This is a genomic window from Achromobacter sp. CF-sbj1-Ac2-l (assembly GCF_052698165.1).
Genome location: NZ_CP199855.1, coordinates 3,957,800 through 3,980,155 on the forward strand (window position 1 = coordinate 3,957,800; position 22,356 = coordinate 3,980,155).

Annotated in this window: 22 protein-coding genes and 1 pseudogene; 11 read left to right on the forward strand and 12 right to left on the reverse strand. The window is 69.0% G+C overall.

Annotation, left to right across the window (positions count from 1 at the left end):
- Positions 1 to 106: 106 nt before the first annotated feature.
- Positions 107 to 1,336 (forward strand): diaminopimelate decarboxylase, encoded by a 1,230-nt coding sequence (lysA, locus tag ACUDCK_RS17905; protein WP_064524693.1) that lies wholly within the window; start codon positions 107 to 109, stop codon positions 1,334 to 1,336.
- A 48-nt stretch (positions 1,337 to 1,384) separates the two neighbouring features.
- Here lysA and garL read toward each other — a convergent pair whose 3' ends face one another.
- From garL to ACUDCK_RS17930, 5 genes are all read right to left on the reverse strand, one after another.
- Complete coding sequence (gene garL / locus ACUDCK_RS17910; RefSeq protein ID WP_054415874.1) at positions 1,385 to 2,152, reverse strand: 2-dehydro-3-deoxyglucarate aldolase; 768 nt, start codon at positions 2,150 to 2,152, stop codon at positions 1,385 to 1,387.
- 69 nt (positions 2,153 to 2,221) lie between these two features.
- Positions 2,222 to 3,217 carry a Bug family tripartite tricarboxylate transporter substrate binding protein gene (locus tag ACUDCK_RS17915; protein WP_175166721.1) on the reverse strand — a complete coding sequence of 332 codons (996 nt, stop codon included), beginning with the start codon at positions 3,215 to 3,217 and terminating at the stop codon, positions 2,222 to 2,224.
- A 114-nt stretch (positions 3,218 to 3,331) separates the two neighbouring features.
- Entirely contained in the window at positions 3,332 to 4,438 is a 1,107-nt protein-coding gene (locus ACUDCK_RS17920) for an Ldh family oxidoreductase (RefSeq protein ID WP_054502061.1), read from the reverse strand.
- Between the two features lie 54 nt (positions 4,439 to 4,492).
- Positions 4,493 to 5,206 (reverse strand): FadR/GntR family transcriptional regulator, encoded by a 714-nt coding sequence (locus ACUDCK_RS17925; RefSeq protein ID WP_049073084.1) that lies wholly within the window; start codon positions 5,204 to 5,206, stop codon positions 4,493 to 4,495.
- Positions 5,207 to 5,326: 120 nt separating this feature from the next.
- Entirely contained in the window at positions 5,327 to 6,256 is a 930-nt protein-coding gene (locus ACUDCK_RS17930; RefSeq protein WP_054502060.1) for a dihydrodipicolinate synthase family protein, read from the reverse strand.
- Positions 6,257 to 6,488: 232 nt separating this feature from the next.
- Between ACUDCK_RS17930 and ACUDCK_RS17935 the strand changes: the two genes are divergently transcribed.
- From ACUDCK_RS17935 to ACUDCK_RS17945, 3 genes are all read left to right on the forward strand, one after another.
- Entirely contained in the window at positions 6,489 to 7,487 is a 999-nt protein-coding gene (locus ACUDCK_RS17935) for a tripartite tricarboxylate transporter substrate binding protein (RefSeq protein WP_054502059.1), read from the forward strand.
- Positions 7,488 to 7,560: 73 nt separating this feature from the next.
- Entirely contained in the window at positions 7,561 to 8,529 is a 969-nt protein-coding gene (locus ACUDCK_RS17940; RefSeq protein ID WP_144654860.1) for a Bug family tripartite tricarboxylate transporter substrate binding protein, read from the forward strand.
- Positions 8,530 to 8,695: 166 nt separating this feature from the next.
- On the forward strand, positions 8,696 to 9,652 hold the full coding sequence (locus ACUDCK_RS17945; protein ID WP_026384457.1) for a 2-hydroxyacid dehydrogenase: 957 nt from the start codon (positions 8,696 to 8,698) through the stop codon (positions 9,650 to 9,652).
- A gap of 177 nt (positions 9,653 to 9,829) precedes the next feature.
- On the opposite strand, the gene ACUDCK_RS17950 is transcribed toward ACUDCK_RS17945, so the two are convergent.
- The 3 genes from ACUDCK_RS17950 to radA all read right to left on the reverse strand — a co-directional run bounded on the left by ACUDCK_RS17950 (position 9,830) and on the right by radA (position 12,444).
- Positions 9,830 to 10,066, reverse strand: a complete 237-nt coding sequence (locus ACUDCK_RS17950) for a hypothetical protein (protein WP_054502058.1) — start codon at positions 10,064 to 10,066, stop codon at positions 9,830 to 9,832.
- A 203-nt stretch (positions 10,067 to 10,269) separates the two neighbouring features.
- Complete coding sequence (locus tag ACUDCK_RS17955; protein WP_054502057.1) at positions 10,270 to 11,067, reverse strand: sulfite exporter TauE/SafE family protein; 798 nt, start codon at positions 11,065 to 11,067, stop codon at positions 10,270 to 10,272.
- A gap of 12 nt (positions 11,068 to 11,079) precedes the next feature.
- Positions 11,080 to 12,444 (reverse strand): DNA repair protein RadA, encoded by a 1,365-nt coding sequence (gene radA, locus ACUDCK_RS17960; protein ID WP_006396055.1) that lies wholly within the window; start codon positions 12,442 to 12,444, stop codon positions 11,080 to 11,082.
- A gap of 432 nt (positions 12,445 to 12,876) precedes the next feature.
- Here radA and ACUDCK_RS17965 point away from each other — a divergent pair, with 432 nt between their 5' ends.
- Both ACUDCK_RS17965 and hpaR read left to right on the forward strand, forming a co-directional pair.
- Positions 12,877 to 13,524 carry a hypothetical protein gene (locus ACUDCK_RS17965; protein WP_175142874.1) on the forward strand — a complete coding sequence of 216 codons (648 nt, stop codon included), beginning with the start codon at positions 12,877 to 12,879 and terminating at the stop codon, positions 13,522 to 13,524.
- A gap of 114 nt (positions 13,525 to 13,638) precedes the next feature.
- A complete protein-coding gene (gene hpaR, locus ACUDCK_RS17970; RefSeq protein WP_175142916.1) occupies positions 13,639 to 14,082 on the forward strand; it encodes a homoprotocatechuate degradation operon regulator HpaR in 444 nt (147 codons plus the stop codon).
- Position 14,083: 1 nt separating this feature from the next.
- On the opposite strand, the gene hpaD is transcribed toward hpaR, so the two are convergent.
- Together hpaD and hpaE are read right to left on the reverse strand one after the other, a co-directional pair.
- On the reverse strand, positions 14,084 to 14,935 hold the full coding sequence (gene hpaD, locus ACUDCK_RS17975) for a 3,4-dihydroxyphenylacetate 2,3-dioxygenase (RefSeq protein WP_054502055.1): 852 nt from the start codon (positions 14,933 to 14,935) through the stop codon (positions 14,084 to 14,086).
- A 39-nt stretch (positions 14,936 to 14,974) separates the two neighbouring features.
- On the reverse strand, positions 14,975 to 16,441 hold the full coding sequence (gene hpaE, locus ACUDCK_RS17980) for a 5-carboxymethyl-2-hydroxymuconate semialdehyde dehydrogenase (protein ID WP_175166720.1): 1,467 nt from the start codon (positions 16,439 to 16,441) through the stop codon (positions 14,975 to 14,977).
- A gap of 273 nt (positions 16,442 to 16,714) precedes the next feature.
- Between hpaE and ACUDCK_RS17985 the strand changes: the two are divergent.
- The 5 genes and pseudogenes from ACUDCK_RS17985 to hpaI form a co-directional block, all read left to right on the forward strand.
- A pseudogene (locus tag ACUDCK_RS17985) lies at positions 16,715 to 16,963 on the forward strand (fumarylacetoacetate hydrolase family protein); the annotation flags it as partial.
- A 63-nt stretch (positions 16,964 to 17,026) separates the two neighbouring features.
- The gene (locus ACUDCK_RS17990) at positions 17,027 to 17,686 is read left to right on the forward strand and encodes a fumarylacetoacetate hydrolase family protein (RefSeq protein ID WP_244976846.1); all 660 of its coding nucleotides are present in this window, start codon (positions 17,027 to 17,029) and stop codon (positions 17,684 to 17,686) included.
- A gap of 21 nt (positions 17,687 to 17,707) precedes the next feature.
- Entirely contained in the window at positions 17,708 to 18,457 is a 750-nt protein-coding gene (locus tag ACUDCK_RS17995; RefSeq protein ID WP_116791738.1) for a fumarylacetoacetate hydrolase family protein, read from the forward strand.
- A gap of 22 nt (positions 18,458 to 18,479) precedes the next feature.
- On the forward strand, positions 18,480 to 19,283 hold the full coding sequence (gene hpaH, locus ACUDCK_RS18000; RefSeq protein WP_049073070.1) for a 2-oxo-hept-4-ene-1,7-dioate hydratase: 804 nt from the start codon (positions 18,480 to 18,482) through the stop codon (positions 19,281 to 19,283).
- Between the two features lie 14 nt (positions 19,284 to 19,297).
- Entirely contained in the window at positions 19,298 to 20,098 is an 801-nt protein-coding gene (hpaI, locus tag ACUDCK_RS18005; RefSeq protein WP_064524707.1) for a 4-hydroxy-2-oxoheptanedioate aldolase, read from the forward strand.
- Between the two features lie 166 nt (positions 20,099 to 20,264).
- On the opposite strand, the gene ACUDCK_RS18010 is transcribed toward hpaI, so the two are convergent.
- Together ACUDCK_RS18010 and alr are read right to left on the reverse strand one after the other, a co-directional pair.
- Positions 20,265 to 20,984 (reverse strand): SDR family oxidoreductase, encoded by a 720-nt coding sequence (locus ACUDCK_RS18010; RefSeq protein ID WP_020928472.1) that lies wholly within the window; start codon positions 20,982 to 20,984, stop codon positions 20,265 to 20,267.
- A gap of 220 nt (positions 20,985 to 21,204) precedes the next feature.
- Positions 21,205 to 22,332 (reverse strand): alanine racemase, encoded by a 1,128-nt coding sequence (gene alr / locus ACUDCK_RS18015; protein ID WP_054502050.1) that lies wholly within the window; start codon positions 22,330 to 22,332, stop codon positions 21,205 to 21,207.
- Positions 22,333 to 22,356: the final 24 nt, after the last annotated feature.

Genomic DNA, 22,356 nt, shown 5'->3' on the forward strand with positions numbered 1-22,356 from the left:
TCAGGAATGAATCGATGTGGAAAATATAAGCATTTTACTGGATGACTTGACTGGGGCATGATGCCGGCCTGATTTCCCTTTCCCCCCGCTACAAGGTTCACCCGCGATGGCTTTCGATCCGCGCCAGCTCACTCAACTCGCCGCCGAGCACGGCACCCCGCTGTGGGTCTACGATGCCGCCGTCATCCGCGAGCGCATCGCCCAACTGCGCCGCTTCGACGTCATCCGCTACGCGCAGAAGGCCTGCTCCAACCTGCACATCCTGCGCCTGATGCGCGCCGAGGGCGTGATGGTGGACGCGGTGTCCCTGGGCGAGATCGAGCGCAGCCTGGCCGCCGGCTTCGAGCCCGCGGGCGAGCCGGCCGGCGTGGTATTCACGGCCGACCTGATCGACCACGCCACCCTGGCCACCGTCATCAAGCACGGCATCAGCGTGAACGCCGGCTCGCTCGACATGCTCGAACGCGTCGGCCAGCACGCGCCGGGGCACCGCGTATGGCTGCGCATCAACCCGGGCTTCGGCCACGGCCACAGCAACAAGACCAACACCGGCGGCCCGCAAAGCAAGCACGGCATCTGGATCGACGACGTCGCGGCCGCCATCGGCATCGTGCGCCGCTACGGCCTGAAGCTGGTCGGCATCCACATGCACATCGGCTCGGGCGTGGACTATGGCCACCTGTCCAGCGTGTGCGACGCGATGGTCGACGTGGTCGCCTCGCTGGACCACGACATCGAGGCCATCTCGGCCGGCGGCGGCCTGTCGATTCCGTATCGCGAGGGCGAGCCGCGCATCGACTGCGACCACTACTTCGAGCAATGGGACGCGGCCCGCAAGCGCATCGAGCAGCGCCTGGGCCACGCGGTGCGCCTGGAGATCGAACCGGGCCGCTTCCTGGTGGCCGAGGCCGGCGCGCTGGTGGCCGAAGTGCACGCGATCAACCGCCGCCCCGAGCGCGATTTCGCGCTGGTGGACGCCGGCTTCAACGACCTGATGCGCCCGGCCATGTACGGCAGCTACCACCGCATCTCGGTGCACGCGCCGGACGGCGCCACGCCGCCGACGGCCGAGACCCGCATCGCCGTGGCCGGCCCGCTGTGCGAATCGGGCGACGTGTTCACGCAGGACGCCGGCGGCGTGGTCTCGGACCAGTCGCTGCCGCAGCCGCGCATCGGCGACTTCCTGGTGTTCCACAATGCCGGCGCCTACGGCGCGTCGATGTCCTCGAACTACAACACCCGGCCGCTGGCGGCCGAAGTGCTGCTGGACCGCAATGAGGCGCGCCTGATCCGCCGCCGCCAGACGGTCGCCGACCTGCTGGCGCTGGAGCAGTAAGGCAAGGCGCGGCCGTGGCGAACGCGACGGCCGCGCGATCAGGCAGGATCAGGTGGGGAAGGCCTCGCGCAACGCGAAGGTGGCCTGCTTGAACACGCCCAGGTCGGTGCCGACCGCGACGAAGTGCATGCCCATGTCCAGGTAGCGGCGCGCATCGGCCTGCACCGGCGCCAGGATGCCCACCGCCTTGCCCTGCGCGGTGACGCGCTGGTACAGGTGGCGAATCGCTTCCTGCACTTCCGGGTGGCCCGGGTTGCCCAGATGGCCCAGGGCCGCGGCCAGGTCCGACGGGCCGATGAAGACGCCGTCCACGCCCTCGACCGCGGCGATCGCGTCGACCGCCTCGATGCCCGGCCGGCTCTCGATCTGCAGCAGCACGCAGATGTTGTCGTTGATGGTCTTCAAGTAATCCGGCACGGTGCCATAGCGGTTGCTGCGCTGCATGCCGGCCACGCCGCGGATGCCCTGCGGCGGATAGCGCGTGGCGGCCACGGCGCGGCGCGCGTCATCCTCGGATTCGATGAAGGGAATCAGCAGGTTGTAGAAGCCGATGTCCAGCAGGCGCTTGATCTCGACCGGATCGTTCCAGGTCGGCCGGCCGATGGCGGCGCTGGCGCTGCCCTGCAGGGCCTGCAACTGCTGCAGGAACATCGGCACGGTGTTGGGCGAATGCTCGCCATCCAGCAGCAGCCAGTCGAAGTCGGCCAGGCCCGCGACTTCCGCGGTGATGTGGCTGGACATGCACATCCAGAAGCCGATCAGGCGCTCGCGCGCCAGGATGCGTTGGCGAAAGCGGTTGGGCAAGGGTGAAGTCATCGCTGCGTGTTTCCCATCGTATTGAACCCCGGGCGCCGCCCGGCGCGCGGGGAGTGTTGATACAGAACGCTAGTCCATGCGGGCGCCGGAGGCCTTGGCCGCCGCGCCCCATTTGGTGATTTCGGATTGGACGAAGGCCGAGAACGCCTTGGGGTCGTCGCCCACCACCACGAAGCCTACGCTTTCCAGCTTCTGCCGGATATCCGGTGAAGCCAGGGCTTTGACGGTGGCCTGGTTCAGCCGCTGAACGACGGCCGGCGGCGTCTTGGCCGGCGCCGACAGGCCGAACCATGATTCGGCGGCGAAGCCCGGGTAGCCGGATTCCGCGACCGTGGGCGTATCCGGATAGGCGGGATTGCGCTTGGCGCTGGCCACCGCCAGCGCGCGCAGCTTGCCGGACTTGACCTGCGGCAGCAGCGTGTCCTGGTTCAGGAACATCACCGACACGCGGCCGCCGATCATGTCGGTGATGGCGGCGGCGCCGCCCTTGTAGGGCACGTGCACCAGGTCGATCTTGGCGGCCTGCTTGAGCATCTCCATGGCCAGGTGGCCCGACGACCCATTGCCCGAGCTGGCGTGGGTGTACTTGCCCGGGTTGGCGCGCACCAGCTTGATGAAGTCGGCGAAGTTGGTGGCCGGGAAATCCATGTTGGCCACCAGCACGTTGGGCCCGGTGGCCAGCAGCGAGATGTGGGCGAAATCGCTGTCGCGGTACGGCATGCTCTGGTAGAGCGAATAGCTGATGGCGTTCGAGCCCACCCCCGACAGCAGCAGCGTGTAGCCGTCGGGCTCGGCCTTGGCGACCACATCGGAACCGATGTTGCCGTTGGCGCCGCCCTTGTTCTCGACCACGACGCTCTGTCCCAGTTCCTTGGACAGCTCGGCGGCCAGCAGGCGTCCGACCGCGTCGGTGCTGCCGCCCGCGGGGAACGGCACGATCAGCTTGACCGGCCGTGTCGGCCAGTCCTGCGCCAGCAGCAGCCCCGGCGCGATCGCCGCGGCCGCGCCCAATGCCAGCGCGGCCAGTCCCAGCCGGCGGCGCGCCGGCGATGTCTTGTGTTGCATGGTTGTCTCCTTGTCGTGTTTTTCTAATGCTTGCCGCCCGGTGGCCGGGTCGGTGAATCAACGCGCGGGCAGGCCCGCGCGGCGGGGAAAACGTCATGCGACCGGGCGGAGGGCTCAGTCCAGCAGATACGGCACCGCGGCCCGCTGGCAGATCTCGCGCAGGCGCTTGGCGAGGGCGGGCGGGATCGGGATGCCCTGCTCGCGGCGGCGCGCGCGCTCGGCGGCCTCGGGTTCGCCGGCCACCAGCACCGGTTCGTCGGGCCGCGCCGGCGGGGTGTCGTGCAGCGTGTCGATCAGGTCGTCCATGTCCGACTCGAACGAGCCGCTGGCGCGGAAGGCGTCGGGATTGAGCGCCAGGAAGAAGTGGCCGACGTCGTCGGGTTCGCCGGGACGGCGCGTGACGTTGCGGCGCGCCGCCAGCGCGCTGCCGCTGAGCGTGCCGCCCAGGATCTGCGCCATCATCGCCAGGCCATAGCCCTTGTGGCTGCTCATGGCCGGCGTGCCGCCCAGCGGCGTCAGCCCGCCCTCGGGATGCTTGAAGATGAACTGCATGGCGCTGTCGGCCGCGGTGACCGGCTCGCCCTGCCCGTCCACCGCCCAGCCCGGCGGCAGCGGCTTGCCAAGGAAGTCATAGACCTTGACCTTGTTGGCCGCCACGGTGGTGGTGGCCATGTCGAGCACGAACGGCTCGTTATGCGCGGCCGGCGCGCCGAAGGCGATGGGGTTGGTGCCCAGCATGGGCATGGCGCCGCGCGTGGGCACCATGATGACGCCGTTGGCGCTGCTGGTGACCAGCCCGACCACGCCGCGCTCGACCGCGATGCGCGCATAGACGCCAGCCGCGCCGAAGTGATGCGAATTGCACACTGACACCGCGCCCACGCCATGCTCCAGCGCCTTGTCGACGGCCAGGTTCATGGCCTGCGCCGATACCGGATAGCCCAGTCCGCCCATGCCGTCCAGCAGCGCGCTGGCGCCGCCGTCGCGCACCACGCGCGGGCGCGCGTCGAGCTTGAGCGTGCCCGCGCGCAGCTTTTCCTCGTATGACGGCAGCATCGAGATGCCGTGCGAATCGATGCCCAGCAGATCCGTCTCGGCCATCAGGCCGGCGGTGATGGCGGCCAGGTCGGGCGCCATGCCCCAGGCCTGCAACACGATCAGAATCTGTTCACGCACCTGCCCCGCCGATGCCGCTGTTCCTGCCGAACCATTGCCTTGCACGCGATGTCTCCTGCTGTTGTCAGTGTGAAGCTCCCGGACGGCGCGAGCGGCCGGTCAATCGCGTTCGCGGTCGACCAGCCGGTGGCGGGCCTGGCCCAGGTGGAATTGCATGGCGACCCGGGCGCGCTCGCCGTCCTGGGCGCGGATCGCGTCGAGGATGGTGGCGTGCTCGTCGAGGACGCGCTGGGCGCGCTGGCGCGACCCGGTGCGGGTCAGGTTGAGCGTCAGGCGCATGAAGCCATTGATGGACTCGTGGATGCTTTCCAGCACCCCGAGATAGAAGTCGTTGCCGGTGGCCTCGGTGATGCTGGCGTGGAACGCCAGGTCGGCCTCGGCCGACATCTGGCCGCGCGCCAGGCTGTCGGCGAAGGCGGCATGCGCGGCCTCGATCTTGTGCAACTGCTCGTCGGTGCGGCGCAGCGCCGCCAGCCTCGCGGCATCGCCCTCGAGCGCCACGCGCAACTCCTGTGCGCGCAGATAGGCGCCGACGTTGCCAACGTCGCTGAAGGCCGTCAGGCGCGGCGCCGGCTGGTGGCTGACGAAGGTGCCCAGGCCCTGGTGCGCGGTGATGAGGCCGTCGGCGCGCAGGCGCAGCAGCGCTTCGCGCACCACCGGCCGCGACACGCCGAAGCGTTCGGAAATCTCGTTCTCGGAAGGCAGCTTGTCGCCGACGTTGAGATTGCCGGCGACGATCTGCTCGAAGATCTGGCCGTAAAGTTGGTCGGCCAGCCGGACGCGATGGCCGCGTTCCAGCACCAGCGCGCCCATGGCGTCCGGCTCGGCGGACGCGGGCGGCGCGGAGGGAGGCGATGCTTTGGGTCGGGCCACGAAATCTCCTGGTGCGTATCGGCAGCGCTCATCGTACCGCCGTTGCCGCGCGCGCGGCCATCAGGCCGCGACGGCTTCGCGGTCCCACTCGGCCAGCGCGCGCGCCACTGGCGCGACCCGCTCGCGCTCGGCGCTGGAAATGCCGGTCAGCAGCGGCAGCATCGGGCCCATGTCGGCCACGCCCGACAGGGTCACGGCGTCGTGCAGCACACGGATCGGGCTGATCGCGTCGCGGCAGTCCTCCAGGCCCAGGTATTGGGCGCGCACCGACTCGGCCTCGTCGTAGCGGCCTTCCTTGAGCAGGCGCAGCAGGCGCATCGAGCCGCGCGGCGCCACGCAGACCGAGCCGGAGGTGAAGCTCTTCAGGCCGAAGTCGCGATAGTGGACGATGGCCGGGCGCTCGCCGATGCCGCTGACCACGCGATTGGCGTCCACGCTTTGCAGCAGCGCCGACAGGTAGGCGTCGCGCGCCGGGTCCTCGCGCACCACCGCATACTTGAACGCCACGATGCGGCCTTCCTCGACCAGCCGCGCCGCAGTGGCCGGGGCCAGGTAGTCGGCCGACTTGATGTAGACAACCGCCGGCTTGCCCAGCGCATCGGTGAAGCGGCGCACGCCGTCGGCCAGGCCGGCGTCGGTGTAGGGAAACGACATCGGCAGCAGCATGGCCGTGGGGAAGGCGCGGCCGCGCAGGATCGCCGCCTGGTCCATCATCTTGCCGAAATCGGGGCCGACCGACGGCAGGATCCAGGTGTCCGGCCCGGCCAGCGCGGCCAGCATATCGACGATGCGCGCGTATTCGCCCACGCCGACGTTGTAGAAGTTGGCATTGCCGCCGTACATCACGTTGCGCACCCCGCCCGCCTCCAGGTGCCGCAGCAGGGCCTGGTTGGCGGCTTCGTTCAGCGACAGGTCGGCATGGCGCGCCAGCGGCGGGACCGCGATGACGGAACGCTGCAGGTCCTGCACGGTGACCGGGGAGGTTTTCATGGCGGGTCTCCTGGCGGATTCCGAGGGGGAATCCAGTTGTTAGATGAGTAGCTTGGAAAAAGTATACTTGGTTGACAAGTAGACCCTCAATACCTATATTCGTTTTACAAGTCATCGGCATTCACGACGGCAAGGCGCGACAGACGCCGGCAGCATTCAGACCCGGGCCCCGGCCTGGCAGGAACACCCCACAAACGATGCGCGGCCACGCGCACACGAGGAGACGACTTCCATGCTTGCAGCCCCCTTGCGCGGCCGCCTGGCCCTTGCCGCCTGTCTGGCGGCGGCAGCCCTGTTGCCCGCCGCCGCGCGCGCCGCCGACTATCCGGCGCGCGACGTCAGGATCATCGTGCCCTTCCCCGCCGGCGGCACCGCCGACATCGCCGCGCGCGTGGTCGCGGCCGAACTGGGCAAGGCCTGGGGCAAGGCGGTGGTGGTGGACAACAAGGCGGGCGCGGGCGGCAACGTCGGCACCGCCGAAGCCGCCCGCGCCACGCCCGATGGCTACACGCTGCTGATGGGCACCGTCAGCACTCATGCGATCAACCAGTCCGTTTACGCCAAGCTGCCCTACGACCCGGTCAAGGACTTCACGCCGGTCACGCTGGTGATCCCGGTGCCCAACGTGCTGGAACTGAATCCGGCCTTTGCCGACAAGCACGGCATCCGCAGCGTGGCGGACCTGATCAAATACCTGAAGGCCAATCCCGGCAGCGTCAATATGGCCTCGACCGGCAACGGCACCTCGACCCACCTGTCGGGGGAACTATTCCAGACCATGACAGGCACCCGCATGACGCACGTGCCCTACAAGGGCAGCAGCCCGGCCCTGACGGACGTGATGGCGGGGTCGGCCGACCTGATCTTCGACAACCTGCCGTCGTCGATGGGCTTCATCAAGGGCGGCAAGCTGCGGCCGCTGGCGGTCACCACCGCCACGCGCTCGCCGGCGCTGCCCGACGTGCCGACGCTGGCCGAGGCCGGCGTGCAAGGCTACGAGGCGTCCAGTTGGTTCGGCCTGCTGGCCCCGGCGGGCACGCCACAACAGATCGTCGACAAGGTCCAGCGCGATGTCGCCGCGGCGCTGCAGCAGGCGGCGGTGCGCGAACAATTGCAGGCCCAGGGCGCGACGCCCTCGGGCAACACGCCGGCGCAATTCACCCAGTTCATGGCGCGGGAAACCGTCAAATGGGCCGCGGTCGTGAAGCAATCGGGCGCCAAGGTCGACTGACCCGCGCCGATCCGGGCCCGGCCGCCACGCGTGGGCGCCGGGTTCTTCATCATCACGCGAACCAGGAGACATCATGAACAGATCGATCGGCGCGGTCGCGCTGTCCGCCGCCCTGCTTGCCGGGCCGGCGGTCCACGCCGCCGGCTATCCCACCAAGCCCGTCACGATGATCGTGCCGTTCGTGCCGGGCGGCTCGTCCGACATCACGGCGCGCAGCGTCACGCCGGGGCTGACGAAAGCGCTGGGCCAGACCTTCGTGGTCGAGAACAAGCCGGGCGCCAACAGCGCCATCGGCGCGCAGGCGCTGGCCCGCGCCACGCCCGACGGCTACACCATGATGGTCGGCTCGATCGGCACCTTCGCCATCAACGAGGCGCTGTACAAGAACCTCTCGTACAACCCGAGCAAGGACTTCGAGTACCTCACGCAGGCGGTGCGCAACCCCAACGTGCTGGTGGCCTCGCCGTCGTTCCCGGCCAGCACGGTGGCCGAGCTGGTGGACTATGCGAACAAGAATCCGGGCAAGGTTTCATACGCTTCGTCCGGCACGGGCTCGTCCGACCACCTGTCGGCGGTGATGTTCCGCCAGCGCACCCAGACCTCGGGCGTGGACGTGCCGTATCGCGGCGGCGGCGCCGCCATCGCCGACCTGATCGGCGGCCAGGTCAACGTGTCGTTCCAGAACCTGGGCGCGGTGCAGACGCACATCAAGGCCGGCAAGCTCAAGGCGCTGGCCATCACCGGCGACGCGCGCGCGGCGGACCTGCCGGACGTGCCGACGCTGGCCGAGGCCGGCATCAAGGACATGGTGGTGTATTCGTGGCAGGGCTTCGCGGTGCCCAAGGGCACCCCGCCGGCCGTGGTGCAGCAGTTGACCAAGGCTCTGCAGACCGCCCTGCGCGATCCGCAGACCGAGAAGACGCTGCAGGGCCTGGGCTTCGAGGTGGTGGCGAACACGCCGCAGCAGTTCAGCGCGTTCCAGCAGGCCGAGGTCAAGCGCTGGAAGGACGTGATCCAGAAGGCCGATATCCAGCTGGAGTAAGGCTGCTTGAAATGGGCTGCTTGGGGCAGGCAGCCTTGGGCAGCCTGATTCGAGCCCGCCGCTCAAGGGCGCGGCCCGGGAGGGTTCCCGCGGCCCGCGCCCTGTCAGCCGGATTCAAGGCCGGATCAAGTAGCATGAAGGTTTCGCCACCCACCTGTACGACAACATGACCACCAAGCATCGCATCATCCAGGTCGGCTCGCTGGCCGGCTCGCCCTCCGCCAACCAGCGCCTCGCCGAGCGCTACGACGTCATCGAGCTCTGGAAGCAGCCGGACCGCAAGGCCGCGCTGGCCGAACTCGGCAAGGGCGTCACCGCCGTCGTCACCTCGGCCAACTTCGGCGCCAACGCCGAACTCATCAACGCCCTGCCCGACCTGAAGGCCATCTGCAGTTGGGGCGTGGGCTACGAGACCATCGACGTGCAGGCGGCGCATGCGCGCGGCGTGCAGGTCAGCAACACGCCCGACGTGCTGACCGACTGTGTGGCGGACCTGGCCTGGGGCCTGATGATCGCAGGCGCCCGCCGCATGGGCCAGGGCGAACGCTTCGTGCGCGCCGGCCAGTGGGGCCAGGTGCACGGCAGCATTCCGCTGGGCCAGCGCGTCAGCGGCAAGAAGCTAGGCATCGTGGGCCTGGGCCGCATCGGCGAGGCCATCGCCCGCCGCGGCATCGGCTTCGATATGCAGGTGCGTTATCACAACCGCAGGAAGCGCGACGACGTCGACTACGGCTACGAGGCCTCGCTGACCGACCTGGCGGCCTGGGCCGACTTCCTGGTCGTGGCCACCGTGGGCGGCCCGGCCACGCGCCACCTGGTCAATCGCGAGGTGCTGGAAGCGCTCGGCCCGCGCGGCATCATCGTCAACATCGCGCGCGGCCCGGTCATCGACGAGGCCGCGCTGGTGGCCGCGCTGGAGGCCGGCAAGCTCGGCTGCGCCGCGCTCGACGTGTTCGAGCACGAGCCCAAGGTGCCCGAGGCCCTGATCAAGAGCGACCAGGCGGTGCTGCTGCCGCACATCGGCAGCGCCACGCTGGAAACGCGCCAGGCCATGGAAGACCTGATGCTGGAGAACCTGGCGGCGTATTTCGATACCGGCCGCGTGATCACGCCAGTGGATTGACACGGGCCTGCCCCGTGGCGCCGCCCGCGCCACGGGGCAGGCCGCACGCCGCGGGCGGAATACATGAAAAAAGCCTCTCGGCGCCCATACCGAGAGGCTTTCGACTTCCGGGCCCGAAGCCCGTCCGCCGTGCAAAGGAACTGCGCGGATCTCGCGATCCGGTACTGCGCGGCCGACTTACTTGGCGGGAGCCGTGGCCCCCGATTGATCCACCTTGGCGGCGCCCGATTTCTCGGTGCCCTGCTTGGCGGACGTCTTGTCGGACTTGTGATGCTTGTGCTGCGCGTGGGTCTTGGTGTCGCCTGCCTTGGTCGTGGCGTCGGCGCCCGCCGCGAACGCCGAAGGCGCGGCAGCGAGACCGAGGCACAAGGCCGACGTGGACAGGAACGCAGCGATACGGGAGTGAGTCGTCATTACATGTACTCCTAATGGTGAAGACCCGAGGGCTGCCCCTCCGGCCTTGCCAACACGGGGCGGCAACATCGCCGCAAAACCCGTACTCCGTTGGAGCCCGCACCGCCACGAAGGTTCAGCGGGACGCGCGGAATTTTCGCGCCCTTTCCGACGTTAACGCTTGGTCATGGGATCGTGACAATCGAGCGGCCCCGCCGCGCCGCTCAGCTTTCAAATACCAGCAGCGCCACGGTGGCAAACAGCATCGCCGCGAAGCAGGCTCTCAGCTTGCGTTCAGGCAGACGGTAAGCCAGGCGCACGCCCACCGGCACGAACAACAGGCTGCCCGCCGCCAGGGGCAAGCCCACCCACCAGTCGGCCTTGCCCGCCCAGGAATACGTCACCAGCGCCACGGCCGAGCCGGGAATCACCATGCACAGGGCCAGCGCCTGCGCCGTGGTCTGCGACAGGCGAAAGACCGACGTGATGATGGGCACGGCGAGCACCGCACCGCCGACACCGAAGAAGCCGCCCAGCGTGCCGCACAGCACGCCCAGCGCGGTCGCGCGACGCGGCGTGAACGCCGGCGCTTCCCCGGCGGGCAGGCCGCCTTTCCTGGTGGCCGGCCGGGCAGCGGGCGGGACGCTTCCGGCGCGCCAGGTCTGCCATGCATAGAACAGCGCGATGAAGAACAGGAACACGGCGAAGCTCAGGCGCAGCACGCCCGGCTCGATGCCCAGCGCCAGCCGCGCGCCGACCCAGGTGAACACCACCGCCCCACCCGCGCCGGCCAGCGCCACGCGGCGGTCGATGCGGGTCTGCTGGTTGTACTTGCGCACCGCCATCATGATGGTGGGCAACACCATGATAAGCGCGGTGCCCTGCGCCAGTTGCTGCGGCATGTCCAGCAGCAGCACCAGCGCCGGAATCGCGATCAGGCCGCCGCCGATGCCCAGCACGCCGCCCATGAAGCCAATGAGGCATCCCGCGCCCAGGCACAGGGCGATCAGCAAAAGACTCACTCGGGGCTCCCGTCAGCGCAACTTGTCGAGCGCGGCGTCGAGCCGGTCCACCGCCCAGATCTCCAGCCCCTCGATGGGCTGGCGCGGGGCGTTGGCCTTGGGGATGAGCGCGATCGAGAAGCCCAGCTTGGCGGCTTCGCGCAGGCGTTCCTGGCCGCGCGGCGCGGGCCGGATCTCGCCCGCCAGCCCGACTTCGCCGAAGGCGATCAGGCCGCGCGGCAGGGGCCGGTCGCGCAGCGACGACATGATGGCCAGCAGCACCGGCAGGTCGGCCGCGGGCTCGGTGATGCGCACCCCGCCGACGGCGTTGACGAACACGTCCTGGTCGAAGGTCGACACGCCGGCATGGCGGTGCAGCACGGCCAGCAGCATCGCCAGGCGGTTGCCCTCCAGGCCGACCGTCAGGCGGCGCGGATTGGGCGCGTGGGAGCTGTCCACCAGCGCCTGGATCTCGACCAGCAGCGGGCGGGTGCCCTCCTGCGTGGCCATCACGCAGGAGCCGGCCACCTGCTGCTCGTGCTGCGACAGGAACAGCGCCGACGGGTTGGCCACGCCGCGCAGGCCGCGGTCGGTCATGGCGAACACGCCCAGCTCGTTGACCGCGCCGAAGCGGTTCTTGAAGGCGCGCACCAGCCGGAAAGACGAGTGCGTGTCGCCCTCGAAGTACAGCACCGTGTCGACGATGTGTTCGAGCACGCGTGGTCCCGCCAGCGCGCCGTCCTTGGTGACGTGGCCAATCATGACGATGGCGATGCCGGTCTGCTTGGCCAGGCGCGTCAATTGGGCGGCGCACTCGCGCACCTGCGACACCGAGCCGGGCGCCGCGGTCAGCTCGCCGCTGTAGAGCGTCTGGATCGAGTCGATCACGGCCACGCTGGGCTTCTGCTCGGACACTGCGGCCTGGATCGCCTCCAGGCGGATTTCCGCCAACAGGTTGACGTTGCCGGTCTGCAGGCCCAGCCGGCGCGCGCGCAGCGCCACCTGCTCGGCCGATTCCTCGCCGGTGACGTAGAGCACGTTGGTGCTTTCGGACAGCGAGGCCAGCGCCTGCAGCAGCAGGGTCGACTTGCCGATGCCGGGGTCGCCGCCGATCAGCACCACGGCGCCGGCCACCAGGCCGCCGCCCAGCACGCGGTCGAATTCCTCCAGCCCGGTGGGGGTGCGCGGGGTTTCACGCGCCTCGATCTCGGACAGGCTGCGCACCGGGCTGCTGGAGGCCAGCGGCGCATAGCGGTGCGAGGCCGCGGCGGCCGGCGCGGCCGACTCCACGGTTTCTTCGAGGGTGTTCCAGGCATTGCAGTGCGGACACTTGCCTTGCCATTTCGGAGTGGTGCCGCCGCATTCGGCGCACACATAGACGGTTCGGGTTTTGGCCATGGGCGCAAGTTTACCGGCACTGGACAGTGCCGGGGGGCCGCCGCCGCGTCGCCACGGCGCGCATCCACGGCAGGTTTTGCCCCGCCCTGGTGCAGCCAGCTTTCAATTGGCTTGCACAAACAGGGACGCGTCATAGTTACACCATGCAAACAGAAGAAATTCGCTGGCAGATTTCTGCAAATCGCGCATAATCACCGGGTGATGCGCAATGTTGAACCGTCGGTTATTTGGCGGCATACCCGGCGCCGCCGCCCGCCAGGACGGCACGACGGGAATCGCGGCGCATCGCAAGACGCTTGGGCCGCAAACGCGGCCACCTAAACCGGAACAAGACCCGCCCCTGGACGAGACCGCCGGACCACCGGCGCGGCACAGGCCAAGGTCAGACGCGGATACGCCTTGCCACCAGGCGTATGCGCGAGGAGTACGCGCATGAGCATTACCTATCGCCCCCCCTTCGACGAAGACGACGAACTGGATTTGCGCGCCCTGTATCGCAAGCCCAGGGCCGGCGGCAGCCCCGAACTGGATGCGGCGGTGCGCCGCGCCTGGCATCCCGGCCGCAGTTGGCACCCGGGCTGGGCCGCAGCCGCCTGCGCGGCGCTGGTCGCCGGCCTGTTCGCCTGGACCGACATGCGTGAAAACGCGGAAATGGCCGACATGACGCCGCAACTGGCCGTGTCGCACGAACCGGCCATCAACATCGAACGCGGCCCGGCGCCGCGGCCGGAGATCGCCGAAGCGCCCGCGCCGCAGCCGGCGTCCGCGCCGGTGCAGCGCGCCGCGGTGCAGACGCCCGCCGACACCCCCGCCGCCGTCCCCGCCCAGCAGGCCAGCGTCGACGCCACGCCGGCTGCCGCCACGGCCGCGGCCGAACAGCCGGCCGAGGCGGCCAGCAGCGAGCCGGTCGCCTTCAGCGAACAGGACATCGAGACTCGCGTGGCGCACATCCGCGCCTTGATGCAGGACGACCAGCAGGAAGAGGCCGTGACGGCGCTGCGCGAATTGCAGCAGGGCGCCCCCGACCTGACCCTGCCCGACGACCTGCAGGAACTGGCGCAGCAGAACCCCGCGTCCTGACCCCGTTTCCGCGTTCCGTTTTACCCGTCCAGGCCCGCCATCGTTGCGGGCCTGGACGTTGATACCCCCGAGATCCGGTCAGAAACTGATCGGCTTCTTGCTAACATGGCCAACATGAGTCCGAGCTTCCACCACCGCAACCTTCCCCACCTGCTGCTTTACGCGCGTGAAACCCTGATGGCGCATTTCCGCCCGATCCTGCACGCGGCCGGCGTCACCGAACAGCAATGGCGGGTGTTGCGCACGCTGAGCGAAGTCGGCGCGATGGAACCCAACCAGATCGCCCGCAGTTGCCAGATCCTCAGCCCCAGCCTGACCCGCATGCTGGCGGGCATGGAAGAACAGGGCCTCATCAAGCGGGTTCGCTCGAACGCGGATCAACGGCGCCAGGAGATTTCGCTGACGCCCAAGAGCAATAAACTGATCGACCGCATGCGGCCGCAGGTGGATGCCAAGTACCAGGAAATCGAGGGCCGGATCGGCAAGGAATTGCTCGACCGCCTGTACGCCGACGTCGACGCGATGGTCGACCTGATCAAGCGCGACCCGACCGAATGAATCAGTCCGGCACGGGCAGGATCGCGTTGATCTGGCCCGTGCCCGAACTGGTGAAGTAGTCCGTGACGATCTCGGCCGGCCGGTCGTAGGCATCCCAGCCCAGCAGCCCCAGCAGCATGGCGGTGTCGTGCATGCCGCCCTCGCCCACGCACAGCTCGGCGTATTCCGGCAGCATGGCGCAGAACGTCTTCCAGTCGCCCTGGCGCCACAGGTCCACCACCCGCAGGTCGACCTGGCGGTAAAACTCGCGGCTGATGTTATGCATGGCGGCCTCGGGGCTGCCGTTGTCGTTGAAGCGGTGCGACAGCGAACCGCTGGCCAGCACCGCGACGCGGCTGTCGCTCTGCGCGATGGCCTGGCGCAGGGCCGCGCCGAAACGACGGCTGTCGTCCAGCGAATGCCAGGCGCACCAGGCCGCCACCGACACCACCTTGAAGCGGTCGTCGCCATTCATGTAGCGCATCGGCACCAGCGTGCCGTATTCCAGTTCCAGGCTGGCGATCTCGTGCGCGCGGGTGGGCACGCCGGCGGCGCCGGCGCATTCGGCGATGCGCCGGCCCAGCGCCGGGTCGCCGCGGTAGGCGTAATCCATGTCCTGGATGAAGTGCGGCAGCTCGTTGCTGGTGTAGCGGCCGGCGAAGCGTTCATTGCAGTTGATGTGGTAGCCGGCGTTCACCAGCCAATGCACGTCCAGCACCACCAGCGTATCCACGTCCAGGTCGCGGCAGCGCTGGCCGATGATCCGATGGCCCTGGATCGCGGCTTCGCGGCAGCCGTGATGGCGGCCGGGCATTTCAGATAAGTACATCGACGGCACGTGCGTTACCTTGGCCGCCAGCGCGAGCTTGCCCATGATGCGTGTCTCCTGTTGTTTTCGGTATCCGGGCGCCTGTCAGATGCCCCACTTCGGAATGGGGTGGCTGCCCATCGAGACGCAGACGTTCTTGATCTCGGCGAACACTTCGTAGCTGTATTCCCCGCCCTCGCGGCCGGTGCCGGATTCCTTGGTGCCACCGAACGGCTGGCGCAGGTCGCGCACGTTCTGGCTGTTGATGAACACCATGCCGGCCTCGATGCCGCGCGCCAGCCGGTGGGCGCGGCCGATGTCGCGGGTCCAGATGTAGGAGGCCAGGCCATACTTGACGTCGTTGGCCAGCGCCAGGCCGTCGGCCTCGTCCTTGAACGGAATCAGGCAGGCGACGGGCCCGAAGATCTCTTCCTGGGCGCAGCGCATGCGGTTGTCGACGTCGGCCAGCACCGTGGGCCGCACGAAATTGCCGCCGGCCAGGTGCGCCGGCAGGCCCCGCGGCGCGTCGGCGCCGCCCGCCAGGATGCGCGCGCCCTCTTCCTTGGCCAGGCGGATGTAGCCGGTGACCTTTTCCCAGTGCTGGCGGGTGATCATCGCGCCCACATTGGTCTTGTCATCAGTCGGGTCGCCCACCACCAGGCGATTGGCGCGCTCGGCGAAGCGGCGCACGAAGTCATCGTAAATCGATTCCTGCACGAAGATGCGCGAGCCCGCGGTGCAGCGCTCGCCATTGAGCGAGAAGATGGTGAACAGCGCCGCGTCCAGCGCGCGCTCGACGTCGGCGTCGTCGAACACCAGCACCGGCGACTTGCCGCCCAGCTCCATCGAGAACTTCTTGATGCCGCCCGCGTTCGCCATGATCTTCTTGCCGGTGACGGTGCCGCCGGTGAACGAGATCGCGCGCACCCCGGGATGGCGCACCAGCGCGTCGCCGGCGGTGGCGCCATAACCCTGCACCACGTTGAGCACGCCGGGCGGGATGCCGGCCTCCAGCGCCAGCAGGCCGAGCTGGTCGGCGGTCAATGGCGACAGCTCCGACATCTTCAGCACGGCGGTATTGCCCAGCGCCAGGCAGGGCGCGGTCTTCCAGGTCGCGGTCATGAAGGGCACGTTCCAAGGCGACACCAGCGCGCACACCCCGACCGGCTGGTACAGCGTGTAGTTCAGCATCTGGTCGTCCACGGGATAAGTGTGGCCGTTCATGCGGGTGCAGACTTCGGCGAAGAAGGTGAAGTTCTCAGAGGCGCGCGGGATCAGTTGTTTGCGCGTCTGCGAGATGGGCAGGCCGGTATCGCGGGTTTCCAGCTCGGCCAACTGCGGCACGTTGCGGTCGATCAGTTCGCCCAGGCGGCGCATCAGCCGCGCGCGTTCCTTGGCGGGCGTGCCGGCCCACTTGGGAAAGGCCTCGGCCGCGGCGGCCACGGCGGCGTCGATCTCGGCCTGGCCGCCGGCGGCCACGTCGTCGATGGCCTCGCCCGTGGCCGGGTTGAAGGTGGTGAAGCGGTCGGCGCTGTCGACCTGCCTGCCATTGATCCAGTGCTTGATGCTCACGTGCGTCTCCTCGCCTTGGGCGGACGGCCGGCGCCAATGCGGCGGGCGGCTCGACATTTTAGTTAACTCGTTAACTTTATGCGTCGGCGATGGCGCTGTCAACGACGGAAAACCCCTGTCGCGCGGCTGCGCGGACGATTGCCGCCGACGCCCTTTTTTCGCTATGATAATTAACATGCTAACAATATGCCGGAGGGGGCTGGTCCCGCGCCTGTCATGCCACATATCTGGATCGAGTACTCCGCCAACCTGGACCTGGACACCCGCGCCCTGATGCGCGTGGTGCAGGACGCCGCCGTCGGCGACGGCAGCCTCTATCCGCTGGCCGGCGCCCGTACCCGCGCCGTGCGGATCGATGACTACCTGATCGCGGACGGCCATCCCGACAACGCCTTCGTGCACGTGCTCCTGCGCATCGGCCACGGCCGCAGCGCCGCGCAGCAGGCGGCATTGGGCGAACGCACGTTCCAGGCCCTGTGCGACGCGCTGGCGCCGGAAATGGCGCGCCGGCCGCTGGGCCTGTCGCTGCAGGTGGAAGAAGCCGACGCGGTGCTCAACTACAAGCACAGCAACTATCGCGAATACCTGGCGGCCCGCGCCGCCGCGCTGCCGCGCACGGTGGCGGGCGCCGCGCTCAATACGCGCCAGGCGCTGGCCGCGCTGGGCGAGGCGGTGAACGCGCCGCCCTACCAGGCCGCGCCGCGCGCGCCGGTGCTGTACATCAAGCCGGCCAATACCTATGCCGCCGACGGCGACGCGATCACGCTGCCCGCCGACGTGCCCCAGGTGCGCATCGGCGCCACCCTGGGCATCGTGTTCGGCCGGCGCGCCAGCCGCGTCAGCGAAGCCGAGGCGCTGTCGCACGTGGCCGGCTATCGCGTGGTGGCCGATCTGTCGGCCCCGCACGACAGCTATTTCCGTCCAGCGCTCAAGCAGCAGTGCCGCGACGGCTTCTGCCCGATCGGCCGCGCGCTGGCGCCGGTGTCGTCCGTGGCGGATCCGGACGCGCTCGCCATCGAGGTCTGGATCGACGGCGCACTGGCGCAGCGCGCCAGCACCGTCGACCTGGTGCGGCCGGTGGCCCGCCTCATCGCCGACGTCACCGCGTTCATGAGCTTCGAACCCGGCGACATCCTGCTGGCCGGCGCCCGCGCCGACGCGCCGCTGGCGCATGCGGGCCAACGCTACGAGATCCGCATCGACCAGGTCGGCACGCTCGGCAACACGCTCATCGCCGGCGCCTGAGGCGTCCCCACGGAACCCGCCATGAAACACGCACGCATCGCCCACGAAGGCGCCATCCACGCCGCCACCGACGCCGGCCACGGCCAGATCCGCCTGGCCGACGGCCGCCTGCTGGCCGAGGACGCGGTGACCTGGCTGCCGCCGATCGAGCCGCGCACCACTTTCACGCTGGCCATCAACTATGCCGACCATGCCAAGGAACTGGCGTTCAAGGCGCCGCCCGAACCGCTCGGCTTCCTGAAGGCAGCCAATACCTTTGTCGGCCATCGCGCGCAGACGCTGCGGCCGGCGGACGTGGGCTTCATGCACTACGAATGCGAGCTGGCCGTGGTGATCGGCAAGACCGCGCGCAACGTCACGCGCGAGCAGGCCTATGACTACGTGGCCGGCTACACCGTGGCCAACGACTACGCGCTGCGCGACTACCTGGAGAACTGGTATCGCCCCAACCTGCGCGTCAAGAGCCGCGACACCTGCACCCCGCTGGGGCCATGGCTGGTGGACCGCGACGACGTGGCCGACCCGATGAGCCTGGACCTGCGCACCACCGTCAACGGCGTCGAGACCCAGCGCGGCAACACCCGCGACATGGTGTTCGACATCCCCGCCCTGATCGCGTACTTCAGCGGCTTCATGACGCTGTCGCCCGGCGACCTGATCCTGACCGGCACCCCGGACGGCATCGTCAACGTCCAGCCGGGCGACGAGGTCGTGACCGAGATCGACGGCATCGGCCGTCTGGTCAATACGCTGGTGCCCTGCCCCGCCTGACCCCCCTACCTGGACACCCCGCATGCTCGATTCCACCACCGTGCGCGCGCTGGCCGCGCGCCTGCACGACGCCGAACGCACCCGCCAGCAGATCCGCCAGATCTCGCTGGAACACCCCGACATCACCATCGCCGACGCCTACGCCATCCAGCGCGCCTGGATGGACATCAAGCTGGCCGAGGGCCGCGTCAAGCGTGGCCACAAGATCGGCCTGACCTCGCGCGCCATGCAGTTGTCGTCGCAGATCGACGAACCCGATTTCGGCATGTTGCTCGATGACATGTTCTTCGAGGATGGCGGCGACATTCCCGCCGGCCGCTTCATCCTGCCGCGGCTGGAAGTGGAGCTGGCCTTCGTGCTGGGCAAGCGCCTGCAAGGGCCGAACGTGACCCTGTTCCAGGTATACGACGCGGTCGACTACGTGATCCCGGCGCTGGAGATCATCGATGCCCGCTCGCACGGCATCGACCCCGACAGCAAGCGTCCGCGCAAGGTGTTCGACACCATCGCCGACAACGCGGCCAACGCCGGCGTGGTGATGGGCGGGCGGCCGGTGAAGATCGGCGAGCTGGACCTGCGCTGGATCGGCGCGATCCTGTCGCGCAACGCGGTGATCGAGGAAACCGGCGTGGCCGCCGGCGTCTTGAACCATCCGGCCAATGGCGTAGTATGGCTGGCGAACAAGCTGGCCGCGCACGAGGTGGCGCTGGAAGCGGGCGAGATCATCCTGTCGGGTTCCTTTACCCGGCCGGTGGCCGCGCGCCCCGGCGACACCTTCAACGTCGACTACGGCGTGCTCGGCTCCGTCAACTGCCACTTCATCTGACCTCAACGCGGCCCATGGATATCCTGACCAATCAGTTCAAACGCGCGCTGCGCGCCGGTACGCCCCAGATCGGCCTGTGGGCCGGCCTGGCCAGCGCCTACACCTCCGAGATCATCGCCGGCGCCGGCTTCGACTGGCTGCTGATCGACGGCGAGCACGCCCCCAACACGCTGCAGACCACGCTGGCGCAACTGCAATCGGTGGCCGCCTATCCGGTGGCGCCGGTGGTGCGCCCGGCCTGGAACGATCCGGTGCAGATCAAGCAGATCCTCGACACCGGCGCGCAGACGCTGCTGGTGCCGATGGTGCAGTCGGCCGAAGAGGCCGCCGCCGCCGTGGCCGCGGTGCGCTATCCGCCCGCCGGCATCCGTGGCGTGGGCAGCGCGCTGGCGCGTTCGTCGCGCTGGAACCGCATCCCCGACTACCTGGAGCGCGCCAACGACGAGATGTGCGTGCTGGTGCAGATCGAGACGCCGCGCGGGGTGGAGGCGCTGGAGGCCATCCTGGCGGTGGACGGCGTGGACGGCGCCTTCATCGGCCCGGCCGACCTGTCGGCCAGCATGGGCTACCTGGGCCAGCCCGAGCATCCCGAAGTCACCCGCACCATCGACGCGGCCATCGGCCGCATCGTCAAGTCGGGCAAGGCCGCCGGCATCCTGCACAGCGGCGTGGCGCAGGCCAGGCACTACCTGTCGCTGGGCGCGACCTTCGTGGCGGTGGGCGTGGACGCGGTGCTGCTGGCGCGCGCTGCCGAGAAGCTGGCCGGCGAGTTCAAGGACGTCAAGCCGGCCGCCAAGGCCGGCGGACCGTACTGAGCCGGACCGCAAACGGAAAAAACCCCACGCTCCGCCGCTACGCGGGTCGCCGCCCCTGCGGGGGCGCGCTTTTGCCTTTGAGGGCGGCCCGGCGGCAAAAAAGGCGCCCGTGGGGCGCCTTCTTTATCCCGTGCCACGGGCGGCGTGCCGGCCGTGGGGCGGGCGATCAGGAGCGGCCGCCCAGGCTGCCGCCGCCGTCCACGCCCAGCACCTGGCCGGTGATGAAGCCGGCGTCGTCCGACAGCAGGAAGGCGATGGCGGCGGCCACTTCGGCCGGCGTGCCCAGGCGCTTCATCGGCACCGAGGCCAGCGCGCGCTTTTCGCCTTCGCTGCCCGCCGGACGGGTGGCGCGGAACATTTCGGTTTCAATGGGGCCCGGCGCCACCGCGTTGGCGGTCACGCCGTATTCGGCCAGTTCCAGCGCCCACGTGCGGGTGCAGCCGACCAGCGCGCTCTTGGCGGCCGAATAGGCGGTGCGTTCCAGGCCGCCGTGGATGGCGCGGCTGCAGACGTTGACGATACGGCCGGCGCGGCGCGCTTTCATCGATTCGATGAAGGCCTGCGTCACCTGCACGGCGACGCGCACATTCAGGTCCAGCACGTTGTAGAGGGTGGCCAGATCGATCTCGCCCAGCGGCTGGGGCGAGGCGATGCCGACGTTGTTGACCACGGCATCGACCGGGAATTTCTCGCGGATCTCGCGCAGCACTTCCTCGGTGCGGCCGGCGTCGGCCAGGTCACAGGCATAGAGGTAGCCGGGAAAGTCCACATCGCCGGTATTGCGCGCGATACCGACCACATGACAACCCATGTCGGACAGCCGCTGAGTAAGGGCCCAGCCTATGCCTTTGGTGGCGCCCGTGATGAGCACGCATTTGTCCTTCATGGATCGAAACCTCGTCGTTCGTTACTGGGGCGAAAACGGGCGCTTGGGCGCCCGGTTTTCAAGTAGACACCATCCGGCGTTGCCTGTCTTGTAAATTGCGTAGCAATTCTTGCATGCCGGACACCTGCCGCCGTGGGCGGAAGTACCCGGTGAAAAAGGACGCCGTCAGGCTTGCGACAGGCAAGAGTCGGAAAAGTGCCCGGGGTTGGTCAAAAAGGAATCAGGCGTCCCGGGTGACCGGCACGCGCGGCGCCAAGGCGCAAAGGAGCTCGTAGCCGATGGTGCCGGCCGCGAGCGCGACTTCGTCCACCGACGGCCCCTCCTCGCCCCACAGCGACACCGGGGCGCCGACGCCGGCGGCCGGAATCGGGTCCAGGTCGACGATCAGCATGTCCATCGACACCCGCCCGACCAGCCGGGTACGGACGCCGGCCACGACCACCGGGGTGCCGGTGGCGGCATGGCGCGGATAGCCGTCGGCGTAGCCGCAGGCCACGATGCCGACGCGCATGGGGCGGTCGGCGCGGAACAGCGCGCCGTAGCCGACCGAGTCGCCGGCCTTCAATTCCTGCACCGCGATGATCTCGGAGCGCAACGACATGGCTGGCTTGAGCCCGAAGGCGGCGGCCTCGGCGTCGGCGAAGGGCGAGGCGCCATACAGGCAGATGCCGGGACGGACCCAGTGCGCCTGGCTCTCGGAACCGACGGCGACCTCGGCGAAGCGCAGGGTGGCCGCCGAATTGCAGACGCTGACAGGCCCGGTCATCTTATGCGTCACCGAATTGAACACGGCCAGTTGCTCGGTGATGCCCTGGGGGCCGTCGGCGCAGGCGAAATGGGTCATCTTGCCGATCGAGCCGATCACGCCCTGCTGTTGCAGCAGCAGCGCGCGCTCGTGGGCGGCGGGATAGGCCGCGGGCGAAAAGCCCAGCCGGTTCATGCCGCTGTTGAGCTTGAGCATGACGTCCACGCGGCGCGACAGTCGGGCGCGCGCCAGCATGTCGAGCTGTTCGCGCTGATGCACGGTGATGCTCAGGTGGTAGCGGTCGACGATCTCGAGATCGGACGGATTGAAGAAGCCTTCGAGCAGCAGGATCGGACCGCCCCAGCCGGCCTCGCGGCAGCGCACGGCCTCGTCCAGGTCCAGCATGGCCAGCCCTTGCGCCTTGGAAAAACCGGCGACGGCCTGTTCGATGCCATGGCCGTAGGCGTTGGCCTTGATCACTGCCCAGATCGACGGCGGCACGCCGCCGGCCGCGGCGGCGGTCTGGTCGAGGTGGCTGCGCACGGCGGCCAGGTTGTGGGCCAGGGCGGAAACGGAAACGGTGGCTGAAATTGGGCGGGGCATGGTATGAGATCCTGTGGCGCTTAA

Coding starts and splice junctions, on each gene's coding strand:
- ACUDCK_RS17925 (WP_049073084.1), bottom strand. CDS start 5,206: ATGGGCGCGCTGGTGCTGGAACGCGGCCATCGCGTCCGGCTGGCCGAC.
- ACUDCK_RS17930 (WP_054502060.1), bottom strand. CDS start 6,256: ATGAAAACCTCCCCGGTCACCGTGCAGGACCTGCAGCGTTCCGTCATC.
- ACUDCK_RS17915 (WP_175166721.1), bottom strand. CDS start 3,217: ATGCAACACAAGACATCGCCGGCGCGCCGCCGGCTGGGACTGGCCGCG.
- ACUDCK_RS17995 (WP_116791738.1), top strand. CDS start 17,708: ATGAAACACGCACGCATCGCCCACGAAGGCGCCATCCACGCCGCCACC.
- alr (WP_054502050.1), bottom strand. CDS start 22,332: ATGCCCCGCCCAATTTCAGCCACCGTTTCCGTTTCCGCCCTGGCCCAC.
- hpaH (WP_049073070.1), top strand. CDS start 18,480: ATGCTCGATTCCACCACCGTGCGCGCGCTGGCCGCGCGCCTGCACGAC.
- ACUDCK_RS17945 (WP_026384457.1), top strand. CDS start 8,696: ATGACCACCAAGCATCGCATCATCCAGGTCGGCTCGCTGGCCGGCTCG.
- ACUDCK_RS17935 (WP_054502059.1), top strand. CDS start 6,489: ATGCTTGCAGCCCCCTTGCGCGGCCGCCTGGCCCTTGCCGCCTGTCTG.
- lysA (WP_064524693.1), top strand. CDS start 107: ATGGCTTTCGATCCGCGCCAGCTCACTCAACTCGCCGCCGAGCACGGC.
- ACUDCK_RS17965 (WP_175142874.1), top strand. CDS start 12,877: ATGAGCATTACCTATCGCCCCCCCTTCGACGAAGACGACGAACTGGAT.
- hpaD (WP_054502055.1), bottom strand. CDS start 14,935: ATGGGCAAGCTCGCGCTGGCGGCCAAGGTAACGCACGTGCCGTCGATG.
- ACUDCK_RS18010 (WP_020928472.1), bottom strand. CDS start 20,984: ATGAAGGACAAATGCGTGCTCATCACGGGCGCCACCAAAGGCATAGGC.
- ACUDCK_RS17940 (WP_144654860.1), top strand. CDS start 7,561: ATGAACAGATCGATCGGCGCGGTCGCGCTGTCCGCCGCCCTGCTTGCC.
- radA (WP_006396055.1), bottom strand. CDS start 12,444: ATGGCCAAAACCCGAACCGTCTATGTGTGCGCCGAATGCGGCGGCACC.
- hpaR (WP_175142916.1), top strand. CDS start 13,639: ATGAGTCCGAGCTTCCACCACCGCAACCTTCCCCACCTGCTGCTTTAC.
- garL (WP_054415874.1), bottom strand. CDS start 2,152: ATGACTTCACCCTTGCCCAACCGCTTTCGCCAACGCATCCTGGCGCGC.
- hpaI (WP_064524707.1), top strand. CDS start 19,298: ATGGATATCCTGACCAATCAGTTCAAACGCGCGCTGCGCGCCGGTACG.
- ACUDCK_RS17950 (WP_054502058.1), bottom strand. CDS start 10,066: ATGACGACTCACTCCCGTATCGCTGCGTTCCTGTCCACGTCGGCCTTG.